The organism is Qaidamihabitans albus (assembly GCF_016464705.1).
Taxonomy (GTDB): domain Bacteria; phylum Actinomycetota; class Actinomycetes; order Mycobacteriales; family Pseudonocardiaceae; genus Qaidamihabitans; species Qaidamihabitans albus.
The window spans coordinates 238,018-264,530 of record NZ_JAEHOB010000003.1; the positions used below are offsets into that span (position 1 = coordinate 238,018).

Annotated in this window: 25 protein-coding genes, 2 tRNA genes and 1 pseudogene; 12 read left to right on the plus strand and 16 right to left on the minus strand. The window is 69.8% G+C overall.

Translation table 11 applies throughout. The features are described 5' to 3' along the window. Positions 1-25: 25 nt before the first annotated feature. Together JAP66_RS07420 and JAP66_RS07425 are read left to right on the plus strand one after the other, a co-directional pair. Positions 26-718, plus strand: a complete 693-nt coding sequence (locus tag JAP66_RS07420; RefSeq protein ID WP_199430853.1) for a hypothetical protein — start codon at positions 26-28, stop codon at positions 716-718. A 58-nt stretch (positions 719-776) separates the two neighbouring features. Continuing rightward, positions 777-3,071, plus strand: coding sequence for a beta-glucosidase family protein (locus tag JAP66_RS07425; protein WP_199430854.1), 2,295 nt, complete (start codon positions 777-779; stop codon positions 3,069-3,071). Between the two features lie 30 nt (positions 3,072-3,101). Here JAP66_RS07425 and JAP66_RS07430 read toward each other — a convergent pair whose 3' ends face one another. Continuing rightward, the gene (locus tag JAP66_RS07430; RefSeq protein ID WP_199430855.1) at positions 3,102-4,199 is read right to left on the minus strand and encodes a winged helix DNA-binding domain-containing protein; all 1,098 of its coding nucleotides are present in this window, start codon (positions 4,197-4,199) and stop codon (positions 3,102-3,104) included. A gap of 179 nt (positions 4,200-4,378) precedes the next feature. Between JAP66_RS07430 and JAP66_RS07435 the strand changes: the two genes are divergently transcribed. After that, positions 4,379-5,386: a beta-ketoacyl-ACP synthase III gene (locus JAP66_RS07435; RefSeq protein WP_199430856.1), complete on the plus strand. Its 1,008-nt coding sequence runs from the start codon at positions 4,379-4,381 to the stop codon at positions 5,384-5,386. A gap of 66 nt (positions 5,387-5,452) precedes the next feature. Here JAP66_RS07435 and JAP66_RS07440 read toward each other — a convergent pair whose 3' ends face one another. From JAP66_RS07440 to JAP66_RS07465, 6 genes are all read right to left on the minus strand, one after another. Further along, positions 5,453-6,943, minus strand: coding sequence for an adenylate/guanylate cyclase domain-containing protein (locus tag JAP66_RS07440; protein WP_199430857.1), 1,491 nt, complete (start codon positions 6,941-6,943; stop codon positions 5,453-5,455). A 66-nt stretch (positions 6,944-7,009) separates the two neighbouring features. Then, complete coding sequence (gene ku / locus JAP66_RS07445) at positions 7,010-7,969, minus strand: non-homologous end joining protein Ku (RefSeq protein WP_199430858.1); 960 nt, start codon at positions 7,967-7,969, stop codon at positions 7,010-7,012. Positions 7,970-7,977: 8 nt separating this feature from the next. Further along, positions 7,978-8,901 (minus strand): non-homologous end-joining DNA ligase, encoded by a 924-nt coding sequence (ligD, locus tag JAP66_RS07450; protein WP_199430859.1) that lies wholly within the window; start codon positions 8,899-8,901, stop codon positions 7,978-7,980. Between the two features lie 90 nt (positions 8,902-8,991). Continuing rightward, on the minus strand, positions 8,992-9,795 hold the full coding sequence (locus tag JAP66_RS07455; RefSeq protein WP_199430860.1) for a SigB/SigF/SigG family RNA polymerase sigma factor: 804 nt from the start codon (positions 9,793-9,795) through the stop codon (positions 8,992-8,994). Beyond that, a complete protein-coding gene (locus tag JAP66_RS07460) occupies positions 9,792-10,223 on the minus strand; it encodes an ATP-binding protein (protein WP_199430861.1) in 432 nt (143 codons plus the stop codon). The genes JAP66_RS07455 and JAP66_RS07460 overlap by 4 nt, the downstream gene beginning before the upstream one ends. A 69-nt stretch (positions 10,224-10,292) precedes the next feature. After that, complete coding sequence (locus JAP66_RS07465; protein ID WP_199430862.1) at positions 10,293-11,390, minus strand: Rv2629 family ribosome hibernation factor; 1,098 nt, start codon at positions 11,388-11,390, stop codon at positions 10,293-10,295. 172 nt (positions 11,391-11,562) lie between these two features. Between JAP66_RS07465 and JAP66_RS07470 the strand changes: the two genes are divergently transcribed. After that, positions 11,563-12,342 carry a sulfite exporter TauE/SafE family protein gene (locus JAP66_RS07470; RefSeq protein WP_199430863.1) on the plus strand — a complete coding sequence of 260 codons (780 nt, stop codon included), beginning with the start codon at positions 11,563-11,565 and terminating at the stop codon, positions 12,340-12,342. A 1-nt stretch (position 12,343) separates the two neighbouring features. Here the strand turns inward: JAP66_RS07470 and hisC are convergent, their stop codons facing one another. Beyond that, positions 12,344-13,405 carry a histidinol-phosphate transaminase gene (hisC, locus tag JAP66_RS07475; protein ID WP_199430864.1) on the minus strand — a complete coding sequence of 354 codons (1,062 nt, stop codon included), beginning with the start codon at positions 13,403-13,405 and terminating at the stop codon, positions 12,344-12,346. A gap of 110 nt (positions 13,406-13,515) precedes the next feature. On the opposite strand from hisC, the gene JAP66_RS07480 reads away from it, so the two are divergent. From JAP66_RS07480 to JAP66_RS07510, 7 genes are all read left to right on the plus strand, one after another. Then, complete coding sequence (locus JAP66_RS07480) at positions 13,516-14,166, plus strand: dienelactone hydrolase family protein (protein ID WP_199430865.1); 651 nt, start codon at positions 13,516-13,518, stop codon at positions 14,164-14,166. Between the two features lie 91 nt (positions 14,167-14,257). Beyond that, the gene (locus tag JAP66_RS07485) at positions 14,258-14,710 is read left to right on the plus strand and encodes a hypothetical protein (RefSeq protein WP_199430866.1); all 453 of its coding nucleotides are present in this window, start codon (positions 14,258-14,260) and stop codon (positions 14,708-14,710) included. Then, positions 14,707-15,816, plus strand: a complete 1,110-nt coding sequence (locus tag JAP66_RS07490; RefSeq protein WP_199430867.1) for a PPE domain-containing protein — start codon at positions 14,707-14,709, stop codon at positions 15,814-15,816. The genes JAP66_RS07485 and JAP66_RS07490 overlap by 4 nt, the downstream gene beginning before the upstream one ends. A 26-nt stretch (positions 15,817-15,842) precedes the next feature. Continuing rightward, positions 15,843-16,586: an ESX secretion-associated protein EspG gene (locus JAP66_RS07495; protein ID WP_199430868.1), complete on the plus strand. Its 744-nt coding sequence runs from the start codon at positions 15,843-15,845 to the stop codon at positions 16,584-16,586. A gap of 9 nt (positions 16,587-16,595) precedes the next feature. After that, positions 16,596-18,569 (plus strand): acetoacetate--CoA ligase, encoded by a 1,974-nt coding sequence (locus JAP66_RS07500; protein WP_199430869.1) that lies wholly within the window; start codon positions 16,596-16,598, stop codon positions 18,567-18,569. Positions 18,570-18,682: 113 nt separating this feature from the next. Next, a tRNA-Ser gene (locus JAP66_RS07505) sits at positions 18,683-18,772 on the plus strand. A 54-nt stretch (positions 18,773-18,826) separates the two neighbouring features. Continuing rightward, positions 18,827-18,899 (plus strand) — tRNA-Arg (locus tag JAP66_RS07510). Between the two features lie 279 nt (positions 18,900-19,178). Here the strand turns inward: JAP66_RS07510 and JAP66_RS07515 are convergent. From JAP66_RS07515 to JAP66_RS07530, 5 genes and pseudogenes are all read right to left on the minus strand, one after another. Continuing rightward, complete coding sequence (locus tag JAP66_RS07515) at positions 19,179-19,808, minus strand: hypothetical protein (protein ID WP_199430870.1); 630 nt, start codon at positions 19,806-19,808, stop codon at positions 19,179-19,181. Continuing rightward, positions 19,808-21,064: a hypothetical protein gene (locus JAP66_RS07520; RefSeq protein WP_199430871.1), complete on the minus strand. Its 1,257-nt coding sequence runs from the start codon at positions 21,062-21,064 to the stop codon at positions 19,808-19,810. Before JAP66_RS07520 ends, JAP66_RS07515 begins: the two co-directional genes overlap by 1 nt. 29 nt (positions 21,065-21,093) lie before the next feature. Then, positions 21,094-21,438, minus strand: coding sequence for an AAA family ATPase (locus JAP66_RS33150; RefSeq protein WP_372448948.1), 345 nt, complete (start codon positions 21,436-21,438; stop codon positions 21,094-21,096). Further along, positions 21,427-21,851: pseudogene (locus JAP66_RS33155) on the minus strand (ATP-binding cassette domain-containing protein); the annotation flags it as partial. The gene JAP66_RS33150 and the pseudogene JAP66_RS33155, both read right to left, overlap by 12 nt. Positions 21,852-21,956: 105 nt before the next feature. Further along, a complete protein-coding gene (locus JAP66_RS07530; protein ID WP_199430872.1) occupies positions 21,957-22,724 on the minus strand; it encodes a winged helix-turn-helix transcriptional regulator in 768 nt (255 codons plus the stop codon). 61 nt (positions 22,725-22,785) lie between these two features. Between JAP66_RS07530 and JAP66_RS07535 the strand changes: the two genes are divergently transcribed. Then, entirely contained in the window at positions 22,786-23,610 is an 825-nt protein-coding gene (locus JAP66_RS07535) for a class I SAM-dependent methyltransferase (protein ID WP_199430873.1), read from the plus strand. Between the two features lie 42 nt (positions 23,611-23,652). Here the strand turns inward: JAP66_RS07535 and JAP66_RS07540 are convergent, their stop codons facing one another. The 3 genes from JAP66_RS07540 to JAP66_RS07550 are packed head-to-tail and all read right to left on the minus strand — an operon-like array spanning position 23,653 to position 26,248. Beyond that, positions 23,653-24,222: an LppA family lipoprotein gene (locus JAP66_RS07540; RefSeq protein ID WP_235998833.1), complete on the minus strand. Its 570-nt coding sequence runs from the start codon at positions 24,220-24,222 to the stop codon at positions 23,653-23,655. Then, positions 24,222-25,934 carry an alpha/beta hydrolase gene (locus JAP66_RS07545; protein ID WP_199430874.1) on the minus strand — a complete coding sequence of 571 codons (1,713 nt, stop codon included), beginning with the start codon at positions 25,932-25,934 and terminating at the stop codon, positions 24,222-24,224. The genes JAP66_RS07540 and JAP66_RS07545 overlap by 1 nt, the downstream gene beginning before the upstream one ends. Next, entirely contained in the window at positions 25,934-26,248 is a 315-nt protein-coding gene (locus tag JAP66_RS07550; protein WP_199430875.1) for a hypothetical protein, read from the minus strand. The genes JAP66_RS07545 and JAP66_RS07550 overlap by 1 nt, the downstream gene beginning before the upstream one ends. Positions 26,249-26,513: the final 265 nt, after the last annotated feature.

Consider the following 26,513-nt stretch of genomic DNA (forward strand, 5'->3'; position numbering starts at 1 on the left):
CGTTGTTCGTCGATGGAGGGACCTGATGGCGCCCACGGTTCTGCGTAGCACGCCGCACGATGCCGAGCTGCTCGACCGTACCGGCATCATCGCCGCCAGCCTTTCCGACGAGCGCGTGCCCCACCAGCGCCGCTGGGATACGGCGGCGGACGCCACGGGGCTGTCCGCGGGGAGTGATCCCGAGGCCGTCGAGCCGCCGGTCCGCCGCGGGTTGCACCGTTCGGGCGTCGCGAGTGCGGCTGCCGCGGTACTGATGCTGGTCGTCGCCTTCGGCGGCGTGCTGAGTGCTCAGCGCGAGGCCGCGCCGCCGATGGACGTGGCGGGTGGCGTCGTCGAGCGGCAAGCGCCGCCGGAGCCCCCCAAGATGCCCGCGCCGAAGCCGCCTGCCGAGCCACGACCGGAGCCCGAGCCCCGACCTCGGCCCGAACCGGCGCCGGAGCCTGAACCGGAGCCCGAACCCGTCGTCGTCGCGGCCCCGGAAACGGAACCGGAGCCCGTGTCCGTGCCGGAGGCCGGCGGGGTCCCGGAGCCGATCGAGACTCCAGAGGCACGGATGGACCTGCCCGAGCCGGATCCGGCCACCGACCTGCGGGAGCAGGTGCGGCGACTGGTCGAGCCGATGCTCGAGCGCTACGAGGAGTCCAAGCCCGCCGGTTCGCACGGGTACCGCTGGTCCGACCTCGAAGATCAGTACTCCGTGCAGTTCGGGGACTGGTAGCGACCGCCAAAGTATGTGAAACTGACTCGCGTTTCCGGTCTCGACGGAAGGCGGGTCCATGCGGCGCGGCCTGGCTTTGCTCGGTGTCACGACTCTGACGCTTGCGGCCGTCGTCGGTGGCCCCGCGCGAGCCCAGGAGCCCCCGTCGCCGGACTGTCCCTGGGTCGGCTCCGACGCGCCGGTGGCGGACCGCGTCAGCCAGGTCCTGGAGCGGATGACGCGGGACGAGAAGCTGAGCATGGTGCACGGCTCGGCCGGCGCGTTCGAGTTCGTCGGTCCCGTCTACGCCGGGCTCGTCCCCGCCATTCCGCGCCTTTGCATCCCTCAACTCGGGCTCTCCGACGGCCCCGCCGGTGTCGGCAACGGGCAGACCGGGGTCACGCAGCTTCCCGCGCCGCTCGCCCTCGCCGCCGGCTGGAGCCGCGACCTGTCGGCCAGGTACGGGGACGTCCTCGCCGCCGAGGTTCGCGGGAAGGGCGCCGACGTCGCGCTCTCGCCGAGTGTCGACCTGCTCCGCGATCCGCGGGCAGGCCGGGGCTTCGAGACCTTCGGGGAGGACCCGCACCTGATCGGCGCGCTGGCCGGCGCCCAGATCGAGGCGATCCAGGCCCGTGGGGTGCTGGCGCAGGCCAAGCACCTCGCGGCGTACAACCAGGAGACCTTCCGCAACACCGCGCTCGACAACGCCGTCGTCGACGAGCGCACGTTGCAGGAGATCTACCTGGCTCCGTTCGAGGACGCCGTCAGGGCCGGGGTGGCGTCGGTGATGTGCGGCTACAACTACGTCAACGGCGTGCACGCCTGCAACAACACCTACCTGCTCAGCCAGGTCCTGAAAGGACAGTTCGGCTTCGAGGGGTTCACCACCTCCGACTGGTTCGCGCTGCACGCGAGCCATGCCGCAGCCAACGCCGGGCTGGACATGCAGATGCCCGGCGGCTGCCACTTCGGGCCACGGTTGCGTGCGGGCCTCGACTCCGGTGCGGTGGCCGGTTCCCGGCTCGACGACATGGTCGGCCGCATCCTGGGGCAGATGTTCCGGCACGGGCTGTTCGAAAGTTCCGGCACCGGCTCGCCGGACCAGGTGGTGACCACGCCGGAGCACGTCGCGGCGGCGAGGCAGGTCGCCGAGCAGGGAACCGTGCTGCTGAAGAACGACCGCTCGGTGCTGCCGCTGGCCGCCACCGGCTCGGTCGCCGTGATCGGCGAGGCCGCGGGCGCCGGTGTGCTCGGCTCCGGTGGTGGCAGCGCGCACGTGATCGCGCCGTCGATCGTGACGCCCTACGACGGCATCGCGCAGCGCGCCGCCGAGTCCGGGGCCGAGGTGCGCTTCGACGACGGCGGTGACCGGGCACGCGCGGCGCGGGTGGCGGAGAACGCCGACACCGCCGTGGTGTTCGTGAGCCAGTGGTCGACGGAGTCCAAGGACCACACCGGTATCGCGCTGTCCGATGCGGACAACCGGCTGATCGCCGACGTCGCCGCCGCGAACCCGCGGACGGTGGTCGTGCTGAACACCGGCGGACCGGTCACGATGCCGTGGCTCGACGACGTCGCGGGCGTGCTGGCCGCCTGGTACCCGGGGCAGGAGTACGGGAACGCGATCGCCGGGCTGCTGTTCGGAGACGTCAACCCCTCCGGCAAGCTTCCGGTCACGTTCCCGAAAGGGCTCGACCAGGTGCCGGCGAGCGACCTGGCCCGCTTCCCGGGCGGGAAGTACGGCGAAGGGCTCGGCGTCGGCTACCGCTGGTACGACCGGCAGGGCATCGAGCCGCTGTTCCCGTTCGGGTTCGGCCTGTCCTACAGCACGTTCTCCTATGCCGGCCTCGAGGTCGTGGGCGAGGACGGCACGGTCACCGTCACGGCGAACGTGACCAACACCGGCGACCGTGGCGGCGCGGAGGTGGCCCAGCTGTACCTGACCCACCCGGAGGCGGACGAGGAGCCGCCGCGCGTGCTGAAGGGCTTCGCCAAGGTCGAGCTGGAACCGGGCGAGACCCGGCAGGTGGAGTTCGTCCTCGACGCGCGGTCGTTCTCGCACTGGGACGCCGAGCGGCACCAGTGGATCCGCAGCGCGGGCGACTACACCGTCGCGGTGGGTGGCTCCTCGCGTGACCTGCCGCTCACGGCGGAGGTGCGGGTGCCCAGCACGATCGCCACGAGTGAGCCCACCCCCGCACCACCGCCGGACGCGCCCGAGGGCGGGGACGACGCGCTGACCAGGCTGGCGAACCTGGTGACCTGCCCGGCGGAGGCGCTGTTCGCCGGGGCGATCGGGGCTGTCTCAGTGACCGGGCTGCCCGCCGCCGACCAGGCCGAGACGCCGCCGCGGAACCCGCCCACGGAGGGCTGAGCGCCCGGTGCGGGCGGACCTGCCACGCGTTCAGGAACCGGTGGTGAATCGGATCTCGCCATCGGGCAACTCGGCGAACCGCAGCAACCGCCCGCCCTCGGCGGTCAGCGCTGATATGTCCTTTCTGGACAGCTTGCCGAACGGCGTGATCTCCAGCATCGCCCGGTTGCCGCTGCGGTCGATCCTCCACCGCCCGCTCACGACGCCGTCGACCAGGATCACCGCAGGCTGGATCCCGTTCGGCGTCGTCATTCGCCTGCGGTCGGCGTCGTCGATCACCCGCGTTCGGTCGGCGTGGGAGAGCAGCAGGTTGTCGTACTCCGGCAGGAACCGGGCAGGCGCCGGGATGTCCGGGTCCGGTCGCGGCGCGTCCGGCAGGTCGAACAGCTCCCTGCCCTGTTTGGAGCGGAAGGTGCGCAGCCGTGGCCGCAGCCGTTCGACGAGCTCGCCGAGCCGGGTCAGCCCGCACCAGGTCTGCACGTCCTGCACCGTGGCGGGGCCGAAGGCCGCGAGGTAGCGCAGGATCATCCGCTCGGGATCGGGCTGTCCGAGCGGCCTGCCGAGCCAGTCCTCGACGGTGGCGTAGGTGGGCCGGCCGCTGCGGCCCCATACCGCGCGGGGCGGCACCTGCACGAGTGGCAGGAGGTTGCGGGCCGCGTAGACGAGCGCCTTGGGGTCCCGCTCGGGCCAGCGTTCACCGAGGAGCCTGGCGAACTCGGTGTTGCCGCGCGGTCGCTCGGTGAGGAGCGCCCGCGCCGCCTCCGCCACCTCGTCCAGGTCCATGCCGGCGAGTTTCGGGCTGTTGGTGGTGTTACCGCGCAGGTCGCGGTCCATGATCGGCTGCGTGAGCGGCCGCAGCAGGGTGGCGTCGGCCGCGGACACCAGATGGACGGTGCCGCGCATGACGACGATGCGGACCACCTCGCGGTCGAGCAGCAGCCTGGAGAGCTCACCGGGCTCGAACCCACGCAGGCGCGTCCAGAGTCCGTAGTAGGGCGGGAACGGTGCCTGCGCCTGCATACCGACCAGGTGCTCGATCATCTCGATCGCGGGCCCGGCCTGCCTGCTCAGCAGGGACTGACGGGCGAGCAGGGCGCGGTTGAGCGCACGACCGCTGAGAGCACTCATACGTGATTCATACCCGAGAAAGCGGTCAGGATACGTCCGGATTAGCACAGTTGATTACTCTCATTGAGACGTAGCTCACATGCCGGGGGCTTACCGATTGGTAGGCCATAAGAGTGGGTGCCGGGTCGGTTCAACGTCTCTCCGCTTCCCCTTTCGCTGGCCCGCTGGAGGAAAAGCAAGTGGCCACGCTCGATTCGCGCGAAGTGGCCGTGGTCGCCGGTCTCGGCGGCTGGTTGCCCCCGCGCGTGGTGGACAACAGCGAACTCTCCCGGCGGCTGGACACGACCGACGAGTGGATCCGCAGCAGGACCGGGATCGGCCGGCGGCATGTCGTCGACCCTGGCATGTCCACAGTGGACATGGCGGTGGAGGCAGGCAGGCGGGCGCTGAGCTCGGCGGGGTCGACCGGGGCCGACGCGGTGGTGCTCGCCACCTCGACGCCCGACCAGGTGTGTCCCGCGAGCGCGCCGCAGGTCGCGAGCCGCCTCGGGCTCGGCGGCGCGGCGGCGTTCGACGTCAACGCCGTGTGCAGCGGTTTCGTCTACGCACTGGCGACCGCGGCCGGGCTGATCTCGGCGGGAGCGTCGCGCGAGGTACTGCTCGTCGGCGCCGACGCGTTCAGCACGCTGGTCGACCCGGAGGACCGGGGCACGGTGCCGATCTTCGGCGACGGCGCGGGCGCGGTCGTGCTCCGCGCAGGGCACCCCGGGGAGGCCGGCGCGCTTGGCCCGTTCGACCTGCACAGCGACGGCGAGCTCGCGGACCTGCTGGTGGTGCCCGCGGGCGGTTCCCGGAAGCGTATGTCGGACGAGCCCGGCGACTACTACCTGTCCATGCGGGGGCCCGCGGTCTTCCGGCACGCCACCGCGCGGATGGCCGAGTCGTCACGGGCGGTGCTGGAGCGGGCGGGCTGGACGGTCGGCGACGTCGACCGGTTCGTCGGGCACCAGGCCAACGTGCGGATCCTGCAGACGGTCGCCAAGCAGCTCGGTCTGCCCGTGGACAGCCTCGTGCTCAACATCGAGCACACCGGCAACACCAGCGCCGCCTCGATCCCGCTGGCGCTGGCCGACGCGGCCACCGACGGCACGTTGCACGCGGGTGACCGGGTGTTGATCAGCGCGTTCGGCGCGGGTCTCACCTGGGGCTCGACCGTGCTCCGCTGGCCGGCCGTCACACCCGGCTGACTCAGAACGCCGGCTCAGGACTCGTGAGTGCCTACACGAGTTAGAACTCGCGTAGCCACTCACGAGTCATTCGGCCAGGTCGGCCCAGGTGCTGGTCGGCAGCTCCCTGCCGCGCAGGTGCACGGTCTCGTGGCGGCACCAGCGCTCCCGCTCCGAAGGCGCGCACGCGGCCAGCACCGCCTCGCTGGCCAGGACGCGGCCCTCGACGTGCTTGGCGTGCTCGGTGAGCCGGGCAGCCTCGTTCACCGCGTCGCCGATCACCGTGTACTCGAACCGGCTGCTCGTGCCGAGCTGCCCGGCGAACGCGGGCCCGCGCGCGACGCCGATGCCGAGGTCGAGCTCGCCGGTGGAGGTCACCGCGTCGCGGATCGTCCGCGCCACCCGCAGTGCCGAGGTCGCCGGGTCGGCATGCCGCGTCGGCGCGCCGAAGATGCACAGCGCGGCGTCGCCCTGGAACTTGTTCACCAGGCCACCGTGGGTGCTCACCGCGTCCACCACGCTGGTGAACAGGCGGTTCAGCTTGCGCACCAGTTCCTCCGGCGGCAGCCGGGCGGCGAGGGCGGTCGAGTCCACCACGTCGACGAACAGCGCGGTCACCTCACGTACGTCACCCGAGAGCGACGCTCCGAACTCCAGGGCGTGCCTGGCGACGTCCGCGCCGACGTGCCTGCCGAAGAGGTCCCGCATCCGCTCCTGCTCACGCAGGCCGGTCGCCAGGTCGTTGACCGACGCCTGGAGGGTGCCGATCTCGCTGGAGTCGTCCACCCCCACCGAGACGTCGGTGCGCCCTCTGGCGATGTCGTCGAGCGCGAGCCGGAGCCGGTGCAGCGGTGCCGCGACCGCGCGGGCGAGCAGCGCCGTCGCGAGGGCGCCGACGACGAGACCGATGACCGACAGCGAGACCAGCGCGTACCGTGGGTCCGCGTCACCGAGGTCCGGTGGCAGCACGACCAACAGCACTCCCAGCAACGGCACGCCGCTGGCCAGCGTCCAGGTCAGCACCAGCCGGGTCAGCACGGTCGTGGGCAGCCTGCCGCGTGGCGGGGCGACGTCCAGCGCGGCCTTCATCACCGGCCGCGACACCCACTCGGCGGCCAGGTAGGTGAGCCCGACGGTGGTCAGCCCGCCGAGCAGGATGGTCAGCGCGACGCCGAACGCGTCCGCGACCGAGCCGAGGGCCGCCGCGAGCACCCCGAGCACCACGGTGCCGCCGGCCCAGAGAGTGCCGCTGACCACCGCGAGGTCGACCGGCAGCCGTAGTGCCAGGCTCGCCTCGGCGGGCGTCGGCGCGCGGCCGAGGACGAACCAGACGACCGTGCGGCGCTGCAGCAACCCGGCCCACACGGTGCCGATGAGCAGCGACAACGCCACGTACCCCGCGGCGCACACCGCGAGAATCCACTCCCGGCCCGCCATGTGCTGCGGGATGCCCTGCAGGGTGAGCAGCAGGAAGACCACGCCGGCGCCGCAGAAGCTCGAGCCGAAGCCCAGCGCGGCGAAACCGAGGCTGGTGCGCAGGACGGTCCGGAACCTCGTCGACAGGCCCGGAGCTGGCATCCCGTGATCGTATTGCCGCCGGTATGTCTCGTGAGTGCGTACCCGAGTTCTAACTCGTCTGCGCACTCACGAGGCTCGCCTGCGCTCCGGCTCCCTCGCCTCACGGACCGCCTCCTCCAGCTGCGCCCGCGTCATCTTCGAACGGCCCTTGATGTCCAGCTCACGGGCCATCTTGTCCAGATCGCCCTTGCTGAGCTCGGAGAGGTCCGGCTCGGTGCGCCGCCGCTCCTGCCGGCCGCCGCGTTTGCGCTTGCGGCCCTCGACACTGCGGGAGAGCGCGTCGAAGAGATCCACCACCCTGGTGGCCTCCGGCGGCTCCTCCGCAGGCGAGATCGTGCGCCCGGCCCGCTTGTCCTCGATGAGTTGCTTCACCCTTTCGGTGTAGGTGTCGCGGTACTCCTCGGGCTGCCATTCGTCGGTCATGGAGTCGATCAGGCTCACCGCCATGTCGACCTCCTTCCCGCGGACCTTCGTCTCCGCGGGGAGCTTGCGGATCTCCTTGGCCGGATCACGGACGTCTTCGGCGAAGTGCAGCGTCTCCAGCGCCAGCACGCCGCCGCCCGCCCGGACCGCCGCGATGTACTCCTTGCCGCGCATCACGAATCGGGCGATCCCGGCGCGGTTCGTCTTGCTCATCGCCTCGATCAGGAGGCTGTACGCTCGTGCGAACTCCTCCTTGGAGGGCGCGAGCCAGTACGTCTTCTGGAAGTAGATCGGATCGATCTCGTCCAGGTCGACGAATGCGTCGATGTCGATCGTCCGGGAGCGACCGGGGGCGATCTGCTCCAGCTCCTCGGGCTCGATCAGGACGTACTCGCCGTCCTCCAGCTCGTAGCCCTTGACGATCTCCTCGTAGGGCACCTCCTCGCCGGTGCGCTCGTTGACGCGCCGGTACCGGATGCGGTCCGAGGTGTCCCGCTGAAACTGCCGGAAGTGGATCGTATGGTCCTCGGTCGCGCTGTAGAGCTCGACGGGCACCGTCACCAGGCCGAAGTTGAGGGCCCCGCTCCAGATCGCTCGTGCCATGGCCTCCCCTAACGCGTCTCCCGTACCACCTCGGTCGCCGGTTTGTCGTTGCGCAGCCCCGTGAACCGAGGGTGACGCAGCTTCCCGTCGCCCGTCCACTCGGAGAAGCGCACCTGCACGACGAGCTCCGGGCGGACCCAGTGGGCCCCCGGTTCCCGCACCCGTTCGGCGAACGGCGACGACGGCTGCTCCAGCCGGTCCATCCGCTCGCGCAGCAGGCGCAGCATCGCCTGGTCGTAGCCGGTGCCAACTTTGCCCGCGTAGCGGAGTCCGCCGCCGTCGTCGTGGTAGCCGAGCAGCAGCGCCCGGAACCCGGCACGGGAACCGGGCGGATCGGAGAATCCGCCGATCACGAACTCCTGCTCCTTGACGCACTTGAACTTCAGCCAGTCGCGCGTACGGCCGCGGCCGTACGGGGCGTCCGCGCGCTTGGCGATCAGGCCCTCCCAGCCTCGCTCGCACGCGTGCCGGAGGAAGCGCTCGCCCTCGGTGTTGCGGTGGGTGGAGAGCCGGAGCGGGTCGTCGAAGTCGAAAGCCCGCCGCAGCAGGTCCTTGCGCCGGCGCAGCGGCAGCCGGGTGGCGTCCGTGCCGCCGTACTCCAGCAGGTCGAACAGGTAGTAGAAGACCGGGATGCCGGTGGCTCGGGCGCGCTGCGGGTCCCCGAGGTGGATGCGCGGCTGGAGCCTGGCGAAACTGGTCTGGTTGCCGTCGAAGGCGACGATCTCGCCGTCCACGACGAAGCTGTCACCACCCTGGGCGGCCACCGCCTCGGCGATCTCCGGATAGCTGCTGTCCATGAGCCTGCGGTTGCGCGACCACAGCCGCGGCCGCTGCCCGTCCTCGCGGACGCACACGCACCGCACGCCGTCGAGCTTGCGTTCGAACAGCCAGTTCTCGTCGGAGAAGTAGCGGTCGGTGAGCGTGGCGAGCATGGGTTCGTGCCACCTCGGGCCAGGCTCACCGGACATACCGCCTCGGCTACCCGCGGCGGAACGAACTGAAACGATCGTGCCGCCGAACGCTCAGGCGTCCTTCGCGTCCTCGACCAGCCCTTCGCGCAACGCGTCCAGCGTGCGCGCCAGCAGGCGGGAGACGTGCATCTGGGAGATGCCGATCCGCTCCGCGATCTGGGTCTGCGTCATGTTGTGCACGAAGCGCAGCGCGAGGATCCTGCGCTCCCGCTCCGGCAACTCCTTCACCAGCGGCTGCAGCGTCTCGTGGTTCTCCACGCCCTCGAGGGCCGCGTCGTCCTCGCCGAGAGTGTCCCCGAGCGCCAGGTTCTCGGTGTCACCGGAGAGCACCTCGTCCAGCGACATCGAGTGGTAGGCGTTGCCCGCTTCCAGGCCCTCGTAGACCTCCTCGGGGCTCAGACCCAGGTGCGCGGCGATCTCGCTCGGTGTGGGCGCGCGGCCAAGTCGCTGGGAGAGCTGTGTGCTCGCGTTGTTGATCGACAGATGCAGTTCCTTGAGCCTGCGCGGCACGCGGATCACCCAGCCGGTGTCCCGGAAGTGCCGCCGGACCTCGCCCATCACCGTGGGCACCGCGAACGAGAGGAAGTCCGAACCGCGCGCCGGATCGAACCGGTCCACGGCGTTGATCAGGCCCACCCTGGCGACCTGGACCAGGTCCTCCTTCGCCACGCCGCGGCCGGAGAAGCGCTGCGCGATGTGCTCGGCCAGCGGCAGGTGGCCGGTGACCAGCTCATCGCGCAGCTCGGTGCGGCGCGGGTCGTCCTCCTCGAGCGTCGCGAACTCCTCGAAAAGGGGGCCGAGGTGCTCGTAATCGTCCGAGGTGTTGCGCGATCCTTTGGTTCTGGATTCGGTCACGTAGGCGTTGGCTTCCGCTTCGTCAGCTCGATGTGGATCAGGTTGGCGTGCCCGTTCATCGTGCTCGGTTCCACCCAGGAGTCGGCCGCGTCGGCCAGCGTCGTGAGCACTCGCCAGCCGAACGAGCCGGTGCTCGGAGCCTCGTCGCCGTCCGACGTGACGGTACCGGTGAACCGCAGCTCGTGGGCGTTGATCGTGAACCGGCAGACCATCGTGCTCTCCGGTGCCGAGCGGGTGATCAGCGTGGAGCACGCCTCATCCACGGCAAGCCGCAGATCGGCGATCGCGTCCAGGTCGAAGTCGGCTCTGATCGCGATGTTGGCGGCCACGGAGCGGATGATGGGCAAGTGGACCAGGCTCGCGCCCAGTCGCAGCTCGATGTCGTCCTGTACACCCACGTCGTGTGACGGCGGGTCGTTCTCGGTCACGTTCACCTCAGTGTCTTGCCAGCCATTCAACGGGTCCCGCCTACAGTAGACACCAATGCCGCCGCCTTCTCAGTCGTGGCGAAGAATCGCGCCGAACCCCTCGGCGAGGTCGAGTTCGTCACCGGTGTGGACGATCGTCGCCCTGGCGGCGATCGCAGCCAGCGCCAGCGCCTCGTCGGCCCGCCGACTGTTGGGCTGCTCGACACCATAGGCCTTCAGCTCGGCTTCCTGCATGCTCAGTTGTGTGGGTTCGGGGCCGGTGAAGACGTCCGCGTCGCCCGGGCGGCCCGCGAGCAACGTCTCGACATTGGCGTCCTGCAGCGCGGTGGTGGTGGCCTCCAGGCCCTGCACTGCGAGGCCGGTCCGCTGGCCGAGCGAACCGCGGAAGCGCTCGATCTCCCGGGCGCGGCGCTGCCGCTTGAACTCCACCAGCAGGTCGCCGACCTGCTGCTGGAGCTCGTCGTTCGCGGCGCCCTGATGACGGCCGCCGCTGTTCAGCTCGACCACGTACTGCTGGACCTGCTCCGGAAGCGCCTCGTAGAGCGCCTTGCGGGCCTGCATCTCGCCCGCGACCACCACCAGCGTCGCGCCGTTGCCCTTGGCGGACTTGGCGACGTCCTCGGCCACCTGGTCGATGTTGTGCCGGACGGTCTCCTCGGTGTGCGCCTGCATGTCGCGGTGCGCGAAGCCGCCGCCGCGAACCTTGTGCACGGGGTGTTCGGCGCCCTCGGTGGTGTGCTCGTCGACGACCCGGCCGCGAGCGTCGACGACGGTGAGGTCGGCGCCGACGTGATCGACGATCACGATGACGTGCGGCGGCGGCAGCTCGCCGTACTCCGCCAGCGGGAGCACGTAGGGCAGGTCGGACACCCTGGCCACGGAGGTGGCAGGCGGTTCGTCGAGCCGGTGGTCCACCAGCACCCGGTCGCCCGCCGCGATCAGGCCGCGGCCGCTGCGGCCCACCGGCGGTGCGCTGTCCCGGACGGCGGTCTCCAGCGCGTCCAGCGTCGGCTGAGGCGCACCCTGTCCGGCCAGGTCCTCGCGAAGCTCGCGCCACGTGAGGTCGAGGATCTTCGCGGCGTCGGCGGTGGCGTGCGTGTCCTCGAAGTAGACCGAGGCGAACGGGCCGTCGGTGGTGACCAGCTCGCGCAACCTCGTGGTGTCCACTCGTAACCTCCCTCGTACGGTTTCGGTCGTGGCTACCCCGTGCGGCAGCGGTGAAACGTCGTACGCGGCAGCGTGATACTGAACACTGTATACGCGCCTCGGCGCGTGCGCTGGTTTGCCGTTACCTAGGGTCCGACTCGTGAACGCTCAACGAGTGCTGGTGTAGCGGCCGATGGTCTGGTGGCACGCCGTCCTGATCGCCGCCACCGGTATCTGGGCGGGCATGATCAACACGGTGGTCGGCTCGGGGACGCTCGTCACCTTCCCGACCCTGGTGGCGCTCGGCTACCCGCCGTTGACGGCGACCACGTCGAACGCCATCGGCCTGGCGCCAGGCACCATCAGCGGTGCGATCGGCTACCGGCACGAAATCCGCGGCCAGGCGCGGCGGTTGCTGACCTTCGGTATCGCCTCCTTCGCAGGCGCGCTCGGCGGCACCGCGCTGCTGCTGTCGCTGCCGCCGGACGCGTTCGAGACGGTGGTCCCCGGCCTGGTCGGGCTCGCCGTGGTGCTGGTGCTGGTGCAGCCGAGGGTGTCGACCTGGGTGCTCAGCCGTCGCGAGATCAAGGAGCAGAAGGGCAAGCGGACCCACCGGAGCGGGCCGCTGCTGTTCTTCCTGGTCTTCCTGGTGGGCGTGTACGGCGGCTACTTCACCGCGGCGCAGGGCGTGCTGCTGATGGCGATCATGGGCATGCTGCTGAGCGAGCCGATCCAGCGCCTCAACGGCATCAAGAACGTGCTGGCGGCCGTGGTCAACGTCGTCGCGGGCACGGTGTACGCGTTCATCGCCCCGATCAGCTGGCCGGTGGTCGGCCTGCTTGCGGGTGGCTCGGTGCTGGGCGGCCTGCTCGGCGCCCGCATCGGCCGCAAGCTGAGCCCGCTGGTCCTGCGCATCGTCATCGTGGTGGTCGGTGTCGCGGCGATCGTCCAGCTGATCGTGCGCCAGCTCTGACTCACGCCGCGGGGAAGCTGCGCGCGGCCTCCAGGAACACGTCGTTCTCCTCCGGTGTGCCGATCGTGACCCGCACGCCCTCACCCGCGAACGGCCGCACCACCACCTTGTGCTCCATCGCGTGCTCGGCGAACAGCGTGCTCTGCTCGCCGAGTGGCAGCCACACGAAGTTCGCCTGCGTCTCCGGCACGGCGTAGCCTGCCGCCAGCAGCGCGTCGTACACCCTCGTCCGTTCGAGCGCGATGTCGGCGCACCGGGCGAGCAGCTCGTCGGCGACGTCGAGCGAGGCCATCGCCGCCGCCTGCGCCACCGAGTTGACGCTGAACGCCACGTACACCTTGCGCACGGCGCGGGTCACCTCCTCCGGCGCGACCCCGTACCCCACCCGCAGGCCGGCCAGCCCGTACGCCTTGGAGAACGTGCGCAGCACGGCCACGTTCGGCCGGGTGCGGGCGAATTCGAGGCCGTCCGGCACGTTGGCGTCGGTGACGAACTCGCGGTAGGCCTCGTCGAGCACCACGAGCACGTCCGGCGGCACCGCGTCGAGGAAGCGGGCCAGCTCCTCGCGGCGCACGGCGGTGCCCGTCGGGTTGTTCGGGTTGCACACGAACACCAGCCGTGTCCTCGGCGTGATGGCGGCGAGCATGGCGTCCAGGTCGTGCCGGTGGTCCTTGTCCAGCGGCACCGTGATGTGCCGCGCGTTGGCCACCTGCGTGATGATCGGGTAGGCCTCGAACGAACGCCACGCGAAGAGCACCTCGTCGCCCGGCTCGCACAGCCCTTGGACGAGCTGCTGGCACAGCGACACCGAGCCGCAACCGACGGATACCCGGTCGGCGGGCACGTCCAGCTCCTGGGCGAGCCGGTCGACCAGCGCCCATGCGCCCATGTCCGGATAGCGGTTCGCGTCGGCGGCCGCCCGCGCGATCGCGTCGGCGACACTCGGCAGGGGGCCACCCGGAACCTCGTTGCTGGCGAGCTTGATCGCGCCGGGCACCGTGCGCCCCGGCACGTAGGACGGCAGCGACTCGAGATCGGCCCGCGTCGGGATGGCGGAGGACATGGCTGGCGCTCCTCGTCGGTCGGAAGAACTTCTGCTCGCCCAACCTATCTCGCGAAATATCTTCCAGCTCACGTTGACTCGGGTCGCGTACCCAGTGGTTGAGTAGGTCTATGACGAAGACGTACACCCAGGACTACCACCGGTCCGACGGGCGTGCACTCCGGGTCACATTCGCCGAGCCGGAGAACGTCGTGCGCGGAGGGCTCGTCGTGCTGCACGAGGCCGAGGGCGTGACCGATGGGGTGCGGCTGCTCGTCTCCAGTCTCGCGGACGAGGGCTGGCTTGCCGTCGCGCCGCACATCTACGAGATCCGTGGACGGCTCAGCGGCGAGGACGTGCTCACGGCCACCGACATCACGCTCGCCTGGCTGGTCGACCGTGGGATACGGGGTGACCTGCTCGGCGTGGTGGGCTTCGACCTCGGTGGCACGGCGGCGCTCGTCGTGGCCTCCAGCCGCAAGCTCGGCGCCGCGGTGAGCGTCGGTGGCCAGGGCATCAGCGAGCCGGTGTCCGACGACCTGCCCGCGCTTGTCGACATCGCGGGCAGGCTGACCAGCCCGTGGCTCGGGATCTACGGCGACGCGGGTGACGAGGCAGGCGGTACCGAGGTCGAGCGGCTGCGGGAGGCTGCTTCGGCGGCGGACGTGGCGACCAACGTGGTCCGCTACCCCGGCGCCAACCATCGCTTCGACGCCGATCCCGGTGCCGCGGAGGAGGCGTGGCAGCGCACGTTGAGTTGGTTCGACGCGCACCTGCGCTGATCCGGTGGATCTGGAACGAAACGGTCATGCTCGGCGTCCCAGCGCAGTACAGTGCTGGGCTGCAAGTCGCTGACCGGGTGGGGTGATCGTCGTGGCCGACGTCGGGGAACCGGCGCTGTCTCCTGGCGCGGCCTTCGCGGCAGGCGCCGCCGCCGCGCTGGCGCCGGTGGCCAAGGAGCTGGAGGTCGTGCACGAGCGCGTGCGGACGGGTGACCTGCGGCTGGACGAGGACGCGGCCCGCAGGCTGCTCGCCTCGATCGCCGCCGTCCAGGCTAGGGTGCACAACCTGATCGCAGACAGCGGCGAGGGCATCGACCGGCCGTTGCGCCTCGGGGACAACTTCGTCGCGCAGGCCATGAGCGAGCGGTTGCGCGCCGCGGCCTCCGGCGGCCCGGACGCGGCCATTCCGGTGCTCGAGGAGTTCAGTGACCAGCTGGAGATGTTCGAGTCGATCGTGCGCAGGGCCGCCGGCATCCTCGCCGACACGGACGAGGAGGCAGGCGAGCTGATCGCCCGCGCGGGCGAAGGCGGGGAGGACCGATGACAGCGCAGCGGCCGTATCCGACCCACTGCCTGCCCTATCCCTGGCCGCAGCCGGAACCCGAACCGGAGGACATCGGCGAGGACGTCGACTGGATGACCTACTCGCACCGCGAGCTGTACCAGATGGCCACCAGCGGCCTCGATCTCGAAGGCGCGACGGACGTCGCCGCGGGGTGGTCGAGGCTGGGCAACGAGCTGGAGGACGTCGGTCGGGAGCTGCGGCAGGCGATCGAGGCGGCCGCGGACGGCTGGCAGGGGGCGGCCGCGGACCAGGCACGGGACACGGTGAACCGGCTTGCCGGCTGGACGGAGGAGACCGCGGACGGCAGCAACGCCGTCTCCGGCTGTGTCAGCGAGCAGGCGGCGCTGGCGAGCCGGGCGCAGCGCGGCATGCCGGAACCGCCACTGGTGTTCCAGCCGGCGGCGCCGGGGTCCGACTCGCGCCCGGGGCCGTCGGAGGGCACGACGCCGATGTCGGCGGGCGGCTTCTGGACCGGGCCCGAGCTTCTGGTCGATCCCGAGCAGGACCGTCAGCGCGTGCGGGAGCTGCACCGGCAGGCAGCCGAGGTGATGGAGCAGTACCAGCGCGAGTCCCGTGACCTGCACGGCAGGGTGCCCAGCTTCACCAGCCCGGTGCGGCGGCCACTGCTCGTCCCGGACGAGCCGCCGTCCGAGCCTCCCGGCGAGGAGCCGCCGGACGACGAGACCTCGGCGAGCGGCGTCACCCCGGGTGGGCCGGGTGCTCCCGGCGCGCCGGGAGGCGCGGGCGTGCCCGGCGGGGCCGCGACCGGGGCCGGGCAGCCGGCGATGCCACCGTCCGGCGCCGCCGCCGGTGAGCAGTACGGAGCGGGCGCCCGCACGGGAGTCGGCCCCGGCCAGGCGGGGATGCCCGCGGCGAGCGGTCCCGCGGCCGCGTCCGGTGCCGCTCGCGGCATGGGCGGACCGGCCGGAATGCCCATGGGTGGCGCCGCCGCGGCGCGGCCGGGAGGTGACGACACGGAGCACGCGACGCCGAGCTACCTGCAGGAGGACGACGACGTGTGGGGCTCGCAGGTGCCCGTGGTGCCGCCGGTGCTCGGGGCGGACGACCCGCGCGGGGGCCACTAGTGCGCGACGGCGAGTCCGGGTGGATCATGTTGCATCCCGGCGAGCTCTACTTCGTCTGGTCGGCGCTCGGACTCGGGGATCTCCCGGCGGTACTGGAGATCCCGCATGCCGGGCGGACGGCCGCCGCACGGGCCGAGCTCATCGGTGTCGCCGACCGGGCATTGGCCGAACGTGGCCTCGGGACGGTCGCGGAGCCCGCCGCGGACCTGGCGGCGATGCTGCGGGCGCTCGCCGCGCCGGAACTGCGGCTCGACCTGCAAACCAGCAGTGTGGACGGGTCCTTCCGGGCGATCGGTGCGGCCGGGCCCGGTGGAGTCGTCGCGGCCGGGGTCGCGGACGCCGACGTGCGCCTCGGTCCGCTGCGGCGGCCCCAGCTCGTACCCGCCATGTTCGACGCACTCGCCCCGTTGCCCGCGGGCGTCGGGAGTCCGGGCAACGTGCGGTCGGCCGACTACACGCGGGCGTGCCGCCACGGTGAGGTCGACGGGGCGGCCGGCTTCCTCGGTGTGCTGCGGAACGCCGGCGTGCGCCCGCCGGAGGCGAACACGCTGCTACGGGCGCTGACGAAGCGATCGGGCGGCGGGTGGTTCGGGGCGAGCGTGGCCGGCCGGAACGGGCAGTGGCTGCGCGCGCCGAGCACGGTGAACTGGGTGGATACCGACGAGGGGCGGTACGCGCTGCGGCGGGGCGGTGACTGGGTGACGGTCACGCCGGTCGATCCACCGCGGCTGCTGTCGATGGCCGAGGAAATGGTTGCCTCGCTGGCCTAGGCTCGCGCCATGACTGCTGACGCTCCCGAAGTCCTGTGGCGCCCGGACGCAGGCCGGATCGCCGACACCAAGATCGAAGGTTTCCGCCAGTGGCTGCGCAGTGAACGGGATGTGCACGTCACCGACTACGCCGAGCTGTGGGAGTTCTCGACCCGTTCGCTGCCGGAGTTCTGGTCCGCCGTCACCGAGTACCTCGGTGTGCGCTGGCACGACCGGCCCGGCCAGGTCCTTTCGGGCACCGAGATGCCGGGCGCGCGGTGGTTCGAGGGCGGGACGCTGAACTACGCCGAGCACGCGCTGACCGGTGGGGTCGCCGGTGCGGCCAAGGCCGACGACGATCCCGCGGTGATCTTCCAGCGCGAGGACGGGCTCACCGAGGAGCTGACGTACGGGCGGCTGCGCTCGCAGGTGGCGGCCGCGCGGGCCACGCTGCGCGCACTCGGTGTCGAGAAGGGCGACCGGGTGGTGGCGCTCGCGCCGAACTGCCCGCAGACGCTGGTGGCCTTCCTCGCCGCGGCGAGCCTCGGTGCGACCTGGTCGTCGTGTTCGCCTGACTTCGGTGTGCGCGCGGTTGCCGACCGGTTCGTCCAGATCGAGCCGAAGGTGCTCATCGCCGTCAACGGTTATGTCTACAACGGGCGCTCGTTCGACACGCGGCCGACCGTGGAGGAGTTGCGTTCGACGTTGCCGGGGCTGGCGGCGACCCTGCTGGTCGACTACGCGGGCGGCGGCACCGTGCCGGGCGCGCTCGACTGGGACACGGTGCTGGCGGAACACGCCGGTGCGCCGCTGGAGTTCGACCCGGTGGAGTTCGACCACCCGCTGTGGGTGCTGTACTCGTCGGGGACGACTGGGTTGCCGAAGGGCATCGTGCAGGGGCACGGCGGGATCACCGTGGAGCATCTCAAGGCGCTCGCGTTGCAGAGCGACCTCGGGCCGGGGGAGCGGTTCTTCTGGTTCACCACGACCGGCTGGATGATGTGGAACTTCCTGGTCTCCGGCCTGCTGGTCGGATCGGCGATCGTGCTGTTCGACGGCAGCCCCGGCTACCCGGACCTGAACGTGCTGTGGCGGCTGGCGGAGAAGCACCGGGTCACCTACTTCGGCACGTCGGCGCCGTTCGTGCAGACCTGCCTGAAGGCGCATCTGCGGCCGGCGGCGGAATACGACCTGTCCGCGATGCGGGCGCTCGGCTCCACCGGGGCGCCGCTGAGCGTGGAGGGGTTCCGCTGGATCGCCGACGAGGTCGGCGAGCACGTGCAGATCTGTTCCGTTTCCGGCGGGACGGACCTGTGCACGGCGTTCGTCGGCTCGGCGCCGGACGTGCCGGTGTGGCTGGGGGAGCTGTCGTGCCGGTGTCTCGGTGCGGCCGTGGAGGCCTACGACGAGGCCGGGAATCCGGTGATCGACCAGGTCGGCGAGCTGATGATCACCAAGCCGATGCCCTCGATGCCGGTGTTCTTCTGGAACGACCCGGAAGGCTCGCGGCTGCGGGAGGCATACTTCGAGGACTATCCGGGCAAGTGGCGGCACGGTGACTGGATCAAGATCACGGAGCGCGGCTCGGCGATCATCTACGGGCGCAGCGACTCGACGCTCAACCGCGGTGGCGTGCGGATGGGTACGGCGGAGTTCTACCGGGTCGTCGAGGCGCACGACGAGATCGCCGACTCGCTGGTGATCGACACCTCCTCGCAGGAGGAGGGCGAGCTCCTGTGCTTCCTGGTGCTCGCGCCGGGGACGAAGCTGGAGGAGCTGGAGCCGACGCTGCGCAAGGAGCTGCGGAGCGCGCTGTCGCCGCGGCACGTGCCGGACCGGTTCATCGTGGTCGACGAGGTGCCGCGAACGCTGAACGGGAAGAAGTGCGAGGTGCCGGTCAAGAAGATCCTGACCGGGGTCGCCCCCGAGCGTGCGGTCAGCCGCGACGCGCTGGCGAACCCGGAGTCGCTGACGCCGTTCGTGCGGTTCGCCACGGCGGAGTGAGGTCGACGCGGCCGCGCCCCGGTCCGTCGTCGCTGCTCAGCGGACGGACCGGGGGGTGCTTTGCCCGGGATCGAGCGGGCTGTGTACGCTATCTCAGCAGTGGTCGCGACCTGGGAGGCTTCGCCTAGTCTGGTCTATGGCGCCGCACTGCTAATGCGGTTGGGGGTAACCCCCCCTCCCGGGTTCAAATCCCGGAGCCTCCGCTGGGGCTCGGTCCGCCGAGCACCAACCGACTACGGTCGGAACAACTGAACACTGCGCCCGTAGCTCAACGGATAGAGCATCTGACTACGGATCAGAAGGTTAGGGGTTCGAATCCCTTCGGGCGCGCGTCTGGTTGAGACGGCGGAAACCCCCAGCTGAGCTGGGGGTTTCTTCTTTGCCCGGCTGGAGCTGACCCGACTGTTCGTGGCGAAGCCGGGCATCAGCGTGCCACGCGATCCGAGCTCGCTCACACGCCGTTACAGCTGTCTGGTCGCGGATCTGTGGTTCAGACGCAGCTGACGGAGTTGCGGTGTTACTCGGCGACCGTGCGGTTGGTGTCCCGTAGATGGCTGGGTCGGCGCCCGCTTCAGGGACGGCGAACGGTCCGAACCACCGCCGGTCTGTTCAGCCTTCATTCTTGATCCGGCTTCGTGACCAAGCACTGGCTCCTCGGGTGTAGGCAGTGATGACGACGCTGAGCAGGCACGCTGTGCCGGCGGCCAGCCAGTGCGGATCTGGGGCTTCGATTCGTCCCAGCGGGATGATGACTTGTGCGGCCGCAGGCGCGAGATTCTGGACGAGGCAGGCGCCGAGGAACACCAGCAGGGTGAGCACCGCGCCCGTGGTGGCGCCGAGCAGCGAGGCCAGTGCAAAGGCGACTGCCGTGATGGTCACGACGTTGGCGGGCACGAATTCCCAGGGCACGCGGTCGGGCAGACGAGTGGTGGCAAGGAGAACGGGAAGTACTGCTATGGCTGTGGTGGTGAATGTCAGCATTCCGCACAGCAGGCCCACCCGACGGATGGCCAAGCGCTCCCACTCGTACATGCGTGGCCGGAGCAGACCCGCCACGATGCACGCGATGACGATGGGAACGAACTCGATGATCGGAATGTCTCGAGCCTCGTCGAACCGTGCATAGTCCACCGGAATGGCGCGTCGGGCGAACAGCAGCGAGACGAGAGTCGCCAGCACCCATAGGGCGCTGATCGGTAGTGCCGCCCGCGCGCTGAGGAAGAGCCGCAACCCGCCCACTACACGGTCCCCTGCAGCGGCTCACAGTCTGCGAGTTGCTGTCGATGGGCGGCGAGCCAGGACCGTACTTGGGCGGTGTCCGCTCCGTCGAAAAACTCACCTGCTGACGCTGGAACCGGTTCACCGGCCACCACGCGGGCACGCTGGCGCAGCCAGGTCGCAAGCGCGTAGCGCTCGGCGGAGCGCACTTCGTACTCGTGGACGCTGATTCTGCCGGAACTCAATGCCGTACGACACGGCCCGAGCCCTGCGAGATGACCCGACACGCTCAACGCTATCGATCTTTCCAGTGGCCCTGTGGTGTACGGCGTGAACTCCGCCGTCGTTTTGTTATCCGGCGCATTCAGGCTGGACTCATAAGCAGCGGCCAGGTATTCGGGGCGGCTACCGTATGCTTCAACGAGCGTGCGCACGATGGGCACGGCGGTCTCCAGCATCTGTTGGTGTCCTTGGTGCAGGCAGACCTCCACGCCTTCCACTGACCGGCAAGCTTTGGGTGGGGCGTCTTCGGCGAGGACAGCACGAGGTGGATTGGCCAGCGGCACTGCGAGCAGGAGGACGACAGCACACAGTGCACCCGCAGTGCGCCAGCTGACAAACTCGCTCGGCTGGGTTCGTCGCGCCACCAGGCCTGCCAGGCCGAGGGCGAACGCGGTGAGCACCAGCATGGCCACGAGTCGGTACGCAACAAGAACCGGGTTCTCAGTGTGTCCCAACGCCATGGGATGGCCGAGCGTCGGCACGAACGCTGCCGCTGCGGGGTCGGCCACGTTCGGCAGCTGGAAGAGCAAGAACACCAGCACGGCGGCCGCCGGGGCCAGTACGGGATATGGCAGCACCGTTCCCAGGGCACAACCCAGCGCGACAGCTAAGCCCATGCCTGTCGGGCCGGCGAGCGCGGCAAAAACATCGATGCTTCCGTAGGTCGCTGTCGCGGTCATGTACACGAACAGCGGAACGAACGGCAGCAGATACGCCGAGAGCATCCATGTCAACAGGAGCGTGAAGCTGCGCAGCACTGATACGTACCCAACGCGCGGTGCAGTGGGCAGCGCCAGCAACGCCCTGCGTCCGGCCAAGTTCGAGCAGTAGAAGTAGGACGCCATGGCGGCGATCGGTCCGGCCAAAAGTAGTTGCTCGTGCACGGCCGCCGACACGCGTGGCCACTCAACCGGTCTGTCGAACAGCCCCACCAGCCCGAATGCCACCACCGCCGTAATCGCGATGGCCGGTAACACCACACTCAGCAGCGGCATCGGCCACGCGGCGCCTCCACGGCCCCGTCTCATCCTTCGGGCCACCCGTGCCGGAGGAAGTGATCGTAGGCACGTTCCAGCTTCGACCCGCGAGCGCTGTCACTGGGAGCGTTGTCGATCATCGATGTCAGTTTGTGTGCCGGACCGGAGAACTGCATCTGTCCGTCATCGATAATTGCCACCTCATCGCACAGGTGTGCCACGTCCTCAACCAGATGCGTGGACAGCACCACGGTACGGTCACGACTGATCTCGTGGATCATCTCGCGCAACTGGAGGCGTTGGCTCGGATCGAGACCGACGGTCGGCTCGTCCATGATCACGACAGCTGGATCGTGTGCCAACGCCGCCGCGATCCCGAGTCGTTGGCGCATACCACCGGACAACGCGCAAACTCTGGAACGTTCGCGTTCGGCGAGCCCGACGCGAGCAAGGGTACACCGCGCGACATGGAAAAACTCCGCGTACGGCACGCCGTTGAGCCAGGCCGCATACGCCACCGTGTCGCACACTCGCATGCCGGCAACCAACGAGAACCGCTCGGGCAGGTAGCCGATGACCCGACGCGCCGCCTGACGCCCCGCGGGGCTGCTCAAGTCACTGTCGCCAACCAGCACCGTCCCCGTGCGCACCGGTTCATCGTGACGAGCAGCGACAACAGAGTTGTCTTGCCCGCCCCGTTCGGCCCCAGCAGACCTGTGATGCCCGGGCGCACATGCCACGTCAAACCTGACAGGACCTGCCGTGTCCCGTACGAGTAGCTAACACGCTCTACCCGGATATCCACGCGTGTTCCTCCAGCGCGGGCCGAGCTGACCGCAGATCAGCGGAGACCATACCGTCCTGACTCGTCATACTGGTTCGTTGACGACGTCGCCGCCGCAAGGCCGCTTCAGGGTCGGTCGATGGCTGCGAGGCCCATCTGCCCCAGCCAGGTGGGGACCTGACTGCACACTGATTTCGGCCCGGTCACGGTGAGCAGGTCGCCCTTCAGCGCCTGCGACCAGGAGCGGTCGCCGCGCCAGATTTCGATGAGGGTGCGCAGGCTGGTGGCCACGGTCGCGGTGACGTCGAAACCCGGGTCGTAGTCGCAGACGTCGGCGTCGTCGCCGGCCACGCAGAGCCACCACCGGGCAGCGCGGGGTGCCACGTCGTTGAACTCGAAGGCGACGACGGTCCGGCCACGCGGCCAGGCAGCGATGGAGATCGTGCGGCGGATGTCCCACATCAGCAGGTGCGGGTCGAGGTCCTCGTCCCCGAGTTGGGCGATCCAACGCACACTCCAGGCTCCGAGGCCGTTGACGATGCCGCGGAGTTCTTCACCGCAGGGCGTCAACGTATAGCGGCTGCGGCCGTCGTCGACGGTGCGGCGGACGACACCGGCCCGTTCCAGGGTGCGCAGCCGCTTGGCCAGCAGCGCCGGCGACATTTTCGGGTTGCCGCGGCGGAGGTCGTTGAAGCGCACGCTGCCGGCGAGCAGTTCGCGAACAACGAGCAGGGTCCAGCGCTCGTCCAGTAACTCCATCGCCTTGGCGACCGGGCAGAACTGACCGTAGGACGACATGGGCGCGCCTCCTTGACCAGCCCCTTCAGTCAGTAGACACCCCGGCCACACGCGCGCGCCAGTACAGATCCTGAACCGCAGGCGGTTCAGATCCATGACTGGAGCAGGCCACCCGGACCAGGCGACCCTGGACGGACCAGCCAGCAAGGAGATCATCATGACCGCTCACGCGATTGATCCCACAGACATCAAGGCCAAGCACCGCGCCATGTGGGCTCTGGGCGACTACCCGTCGGTGGCCGCGGACGTCATCCCCGCGCTCGGCCCGGCCCTGGTCGAGGCCTGCCGGATCAAACCGGGCGACCGGGTCCTCGATGTCGCGGCAGGCTCCGGCAACGCGGCCATCCCCGCCGCCATTGCCGGTGCCGAGGTCGTCGCCTCGGACCTGACTCCGGAGCTGCTCACATCCGGGCGACGGTTGGCCGAGAACCTGGGCCTTTCGCTTGACTGGCGTGCGGCCGACGCCGAGGCGCTACCCTTCGCCGACGACGAGTTCGACGCCGTGATCTCCTGTGTCGGCGTGATGTTCGCGCCGCACCACCAAGCCAGCGCCGACGAACTCGTTCGTGTCGTACGCCCAGGCGGCCGGATCGGCCTGATCAACTGGACCCCCGAGGGATTCATCGGCCAGATGTTCGCGACGATGAAGCCCTACGCTCCGCCGCCCCCGGTTGGTGCACAGCCCCCGCCGCTGTGGGGTCGCGAGGACCACGTGCGTTTACTGCTGGGCGACCGCGTCACCGATATCGTCGCTCGCCGCGAGCAACTCACCGTCGACTGCTTCGGCACCCCGGAGGAGTTCCGCGACTTCTTCAAAGCCTGCTACGGCCCGACCATCGCCGTCTACCGGGCGATCGCCGACACCCCGGACCACGTGCAGGAGCTGGACCGCGAACTCGTCGAGCTGGCCCGTCGCCACGGCCACGGCAACGGGACGATGGAGTGGGAGTACCTGCTGTTCTCGGCCAGCAAGCGTCGATGAGCGAAGGCCGTGCCGTCGTGCTACCGGGTGTCTTGCCGGCGCTCAGTACAGCGGCGCCTCCTCGGCAGGGATGCCGCGCTGGTGGGCTTCGCGGGTGAGGTGGCATCCCGTGCTGAGGCTGAGCGTGGTGTTGACGGCGGTGCCGAAGAGCAGCTCGGCGCCGTACTCGTCCTTGAGGGAGACTTCGTGGTCGCCGGGGCGGTCGACGACGACCTGGGGCTCGCCGAATCCATGCCTGCCGGCCAGGTCGGCGACGACTTCCACCGCGCGTGGCCAGTCAGCGTCGGCGATGTTGCCGGGCGACGTGCCCGAGCTGTAGCGACGGATCTCGCCGTCGGCGCCGAGTTTCGCGTACTGGCCGACGCAGGCCGACCCGCTGACGGGTTCGCCGTCTTGCGTCCAGCGTTCGATACCGATGTCCGCGACAAGCTTGTCCCTGATCCTGGCGAGCAGGTCCTGATAGTCGGCCTCGGCCGTCTGGATGTCCGGTCGTTGCATCAACTCGGTGAACAAGGTGTTCATGTTGGCATCCTTCGACGGGTCGGAGCCGCAGCCGGCCACGGTGAGTGCCAGGGCGACCATCAAGGTCGCCATCGCTTGTCGCAAGGTCATCAGTAGGTTCCCGGGATCGGCCAGCTGAGCACGTCGGTCACGCCACGGTCGTTGCCGCTGACCATCTTGTCCGACATACCGCCGATGGTCACACTCATGTTGTACTGACTGGTACTGCCGTCCCGCAGGTATGCGCTGTGCCCCGTGACGCCCGCGAGCGTCCGGCCGCTGTCCGCCGGATGTTGCGCCTCGGCCGACGATCCGTGCTGCATCCCGTCAAGGTGGCTCGGGTCGATACCGAAGTGGCCGAGATCGCCGACTCCGTCCCACTTCGCTTCGATGTAGGTGGCATGGCCGTCGGGCACGTTGATCTCGTTCAGGTGATCGGTGCCCAGACCGGGCGAGCCGAAGAACACGGCATCATCGACGCCGGTGTTTTGCTGCAGCGCCAAGCCGGTGGTGGTGGAACCGTAGGAGTGCCCGAGGGCGGTCAGGTGCGCGTCGGTGTCGCGAGCGGTGTCGATGCCCTGCAGGAAGGGGGCCAGTTTCTCGGCGCCTTTCCTGGCGGCGTGGTCCTCGGTTACGGAGTTCTCATCGATGATCGTTTCGCTCCATTGTGGCGCCTGGTAGCCGATCCAGGTGACCGTGGCGACCGATGGGTCCTCGCCGTATCGACGGAGTTCTTCCTCGGTACGGAACTGCAACTGGTCCATGTTGCCGTCATAGCCCTGCATGCTGTCGGGCACGTTCGAGGTGAGGCCCGGCGTGAAGACCGCGACATGGTCGGCGGTGTCGACGTTGCCGTTGGAGATGGCCGCCTCGGCGCGTTCGTTGGTCAGGTCGAGCAGCAGAAGCTGGCGCTCGCCCGGCTTCGCGAGCGTCCCTTCGATGGTGCGAATTGCTTCGAGCTTCTCTCTGACCTGGTCGAGTCGGGCGTCGTCGTTGGTGAACAGGCCGCCGAACATGTTGTCGTCGAGGTCGGCCTCCAGCCGGCGGGCTTCCTCCTGCAGCCGAGCCCTCTCGGTGCCCAGCAAGGCGCGGTTAGCGTGGTCGCGCGCCGTATAGGGGACGCCGTCCCGGTTGCCGATCCACTCGGGATTCTCGTTGATGATGCGTCTCTGTTCGGCTTTCGACAGGGTGTCCCACCAGCCGGCGTTGTCCCCGGGCGTTCCCCTACCGCTGGGTGGCTCGAGCACCGACAGATCACCCTGGCCGGCGCCGGCGGTCGCGGCGCTGGCCAGGTCCGTAGCGCCGTCGTCACCGATCTCTCCGTTCGCGACCCTGCCGAGGACGGTGGCAAGGTCGTTGTCGATATCGGCGGCTCGCCGCATGATCTGTTCCACCCGGTCGGAGAGCTCGGCCTGGATTCGTGCCCGCTCTCGGCTGACGTCGTCGGCATGCTCGGCCGGCACGTCCGACGGCGGAGCCACATCCCGGATCGCGCCGTCGGCGTCGATGGCGAAACCCTGTGAGGCGGCCAGGCCATCGGCCTCCGCGACGCCGTGCTTGAGCCCGACGATCGCGTCCGCGGCATTCCGCAGCGCGGAGCGCGCCGCCGCTACGCCTGCGACGATGTGCTCCATCCGATCGCTGACCCGCGTGCGGCGCCGGCGGGCGAACTCGGCCGCGTCACCCGCCCAGCAAGCGGGCGTCCCCATCGCCGCGAACTCATCCGCCAACCCGAGCAGCTTCTCCGACCGGCCCTTGAGTTGGTGCTCGGCCTGGTCCAGCGGCTCCGGCTGCCACCGGCGAACCTTCGCGAAATCGACCATTACCCGACCCGTGGAGTCTCGTCGCCATGGGCAGGCAGGGCGCGCTCGGCAGCATCGTCGTTGACTTCGTAGTTGTGGGCAGCGGTGGAGAGCGCGTCGGCATACCCGTCAGCTCGTGCGACCCAGCTGGCGAGGTCCCTACGCCACGCCTCGCCCAAGGTCGACAGCGAGCCGACGCTGCGGGCGCCAGGTATACCGGCACCTGCGCCCGCGACCGCCCCCGCGAGGTCGATCTCCGACACCTGCTCGCTCGCCGAACGTGCCGCCTTTGCCGCCGCCCGCAGAGCGTCGATTCGTGCTTCGTATCCGCTCATGCGATCCCCTCGCCGACGTGCGGAACTACCGACTGTGATCGGCCTGCGACGAGATCATGACATGTTCGGCCGGGAATCGCAGAGACATCGTGAAAATGGACCGTCGGCGGGCGTCGGCTTCGTACCCGAACAGGGGTCTTTCCGGCTCTGCCGGAACCACTCGGCCCACGGCTCGTGTCAGACTCCGGTCGTGTGTAGTCGCGTGCCTACCGGATGTTCGAGGTTGGCGCGGCTCCCGCTCATCGCGGCCGTCCTGGGAATTCTC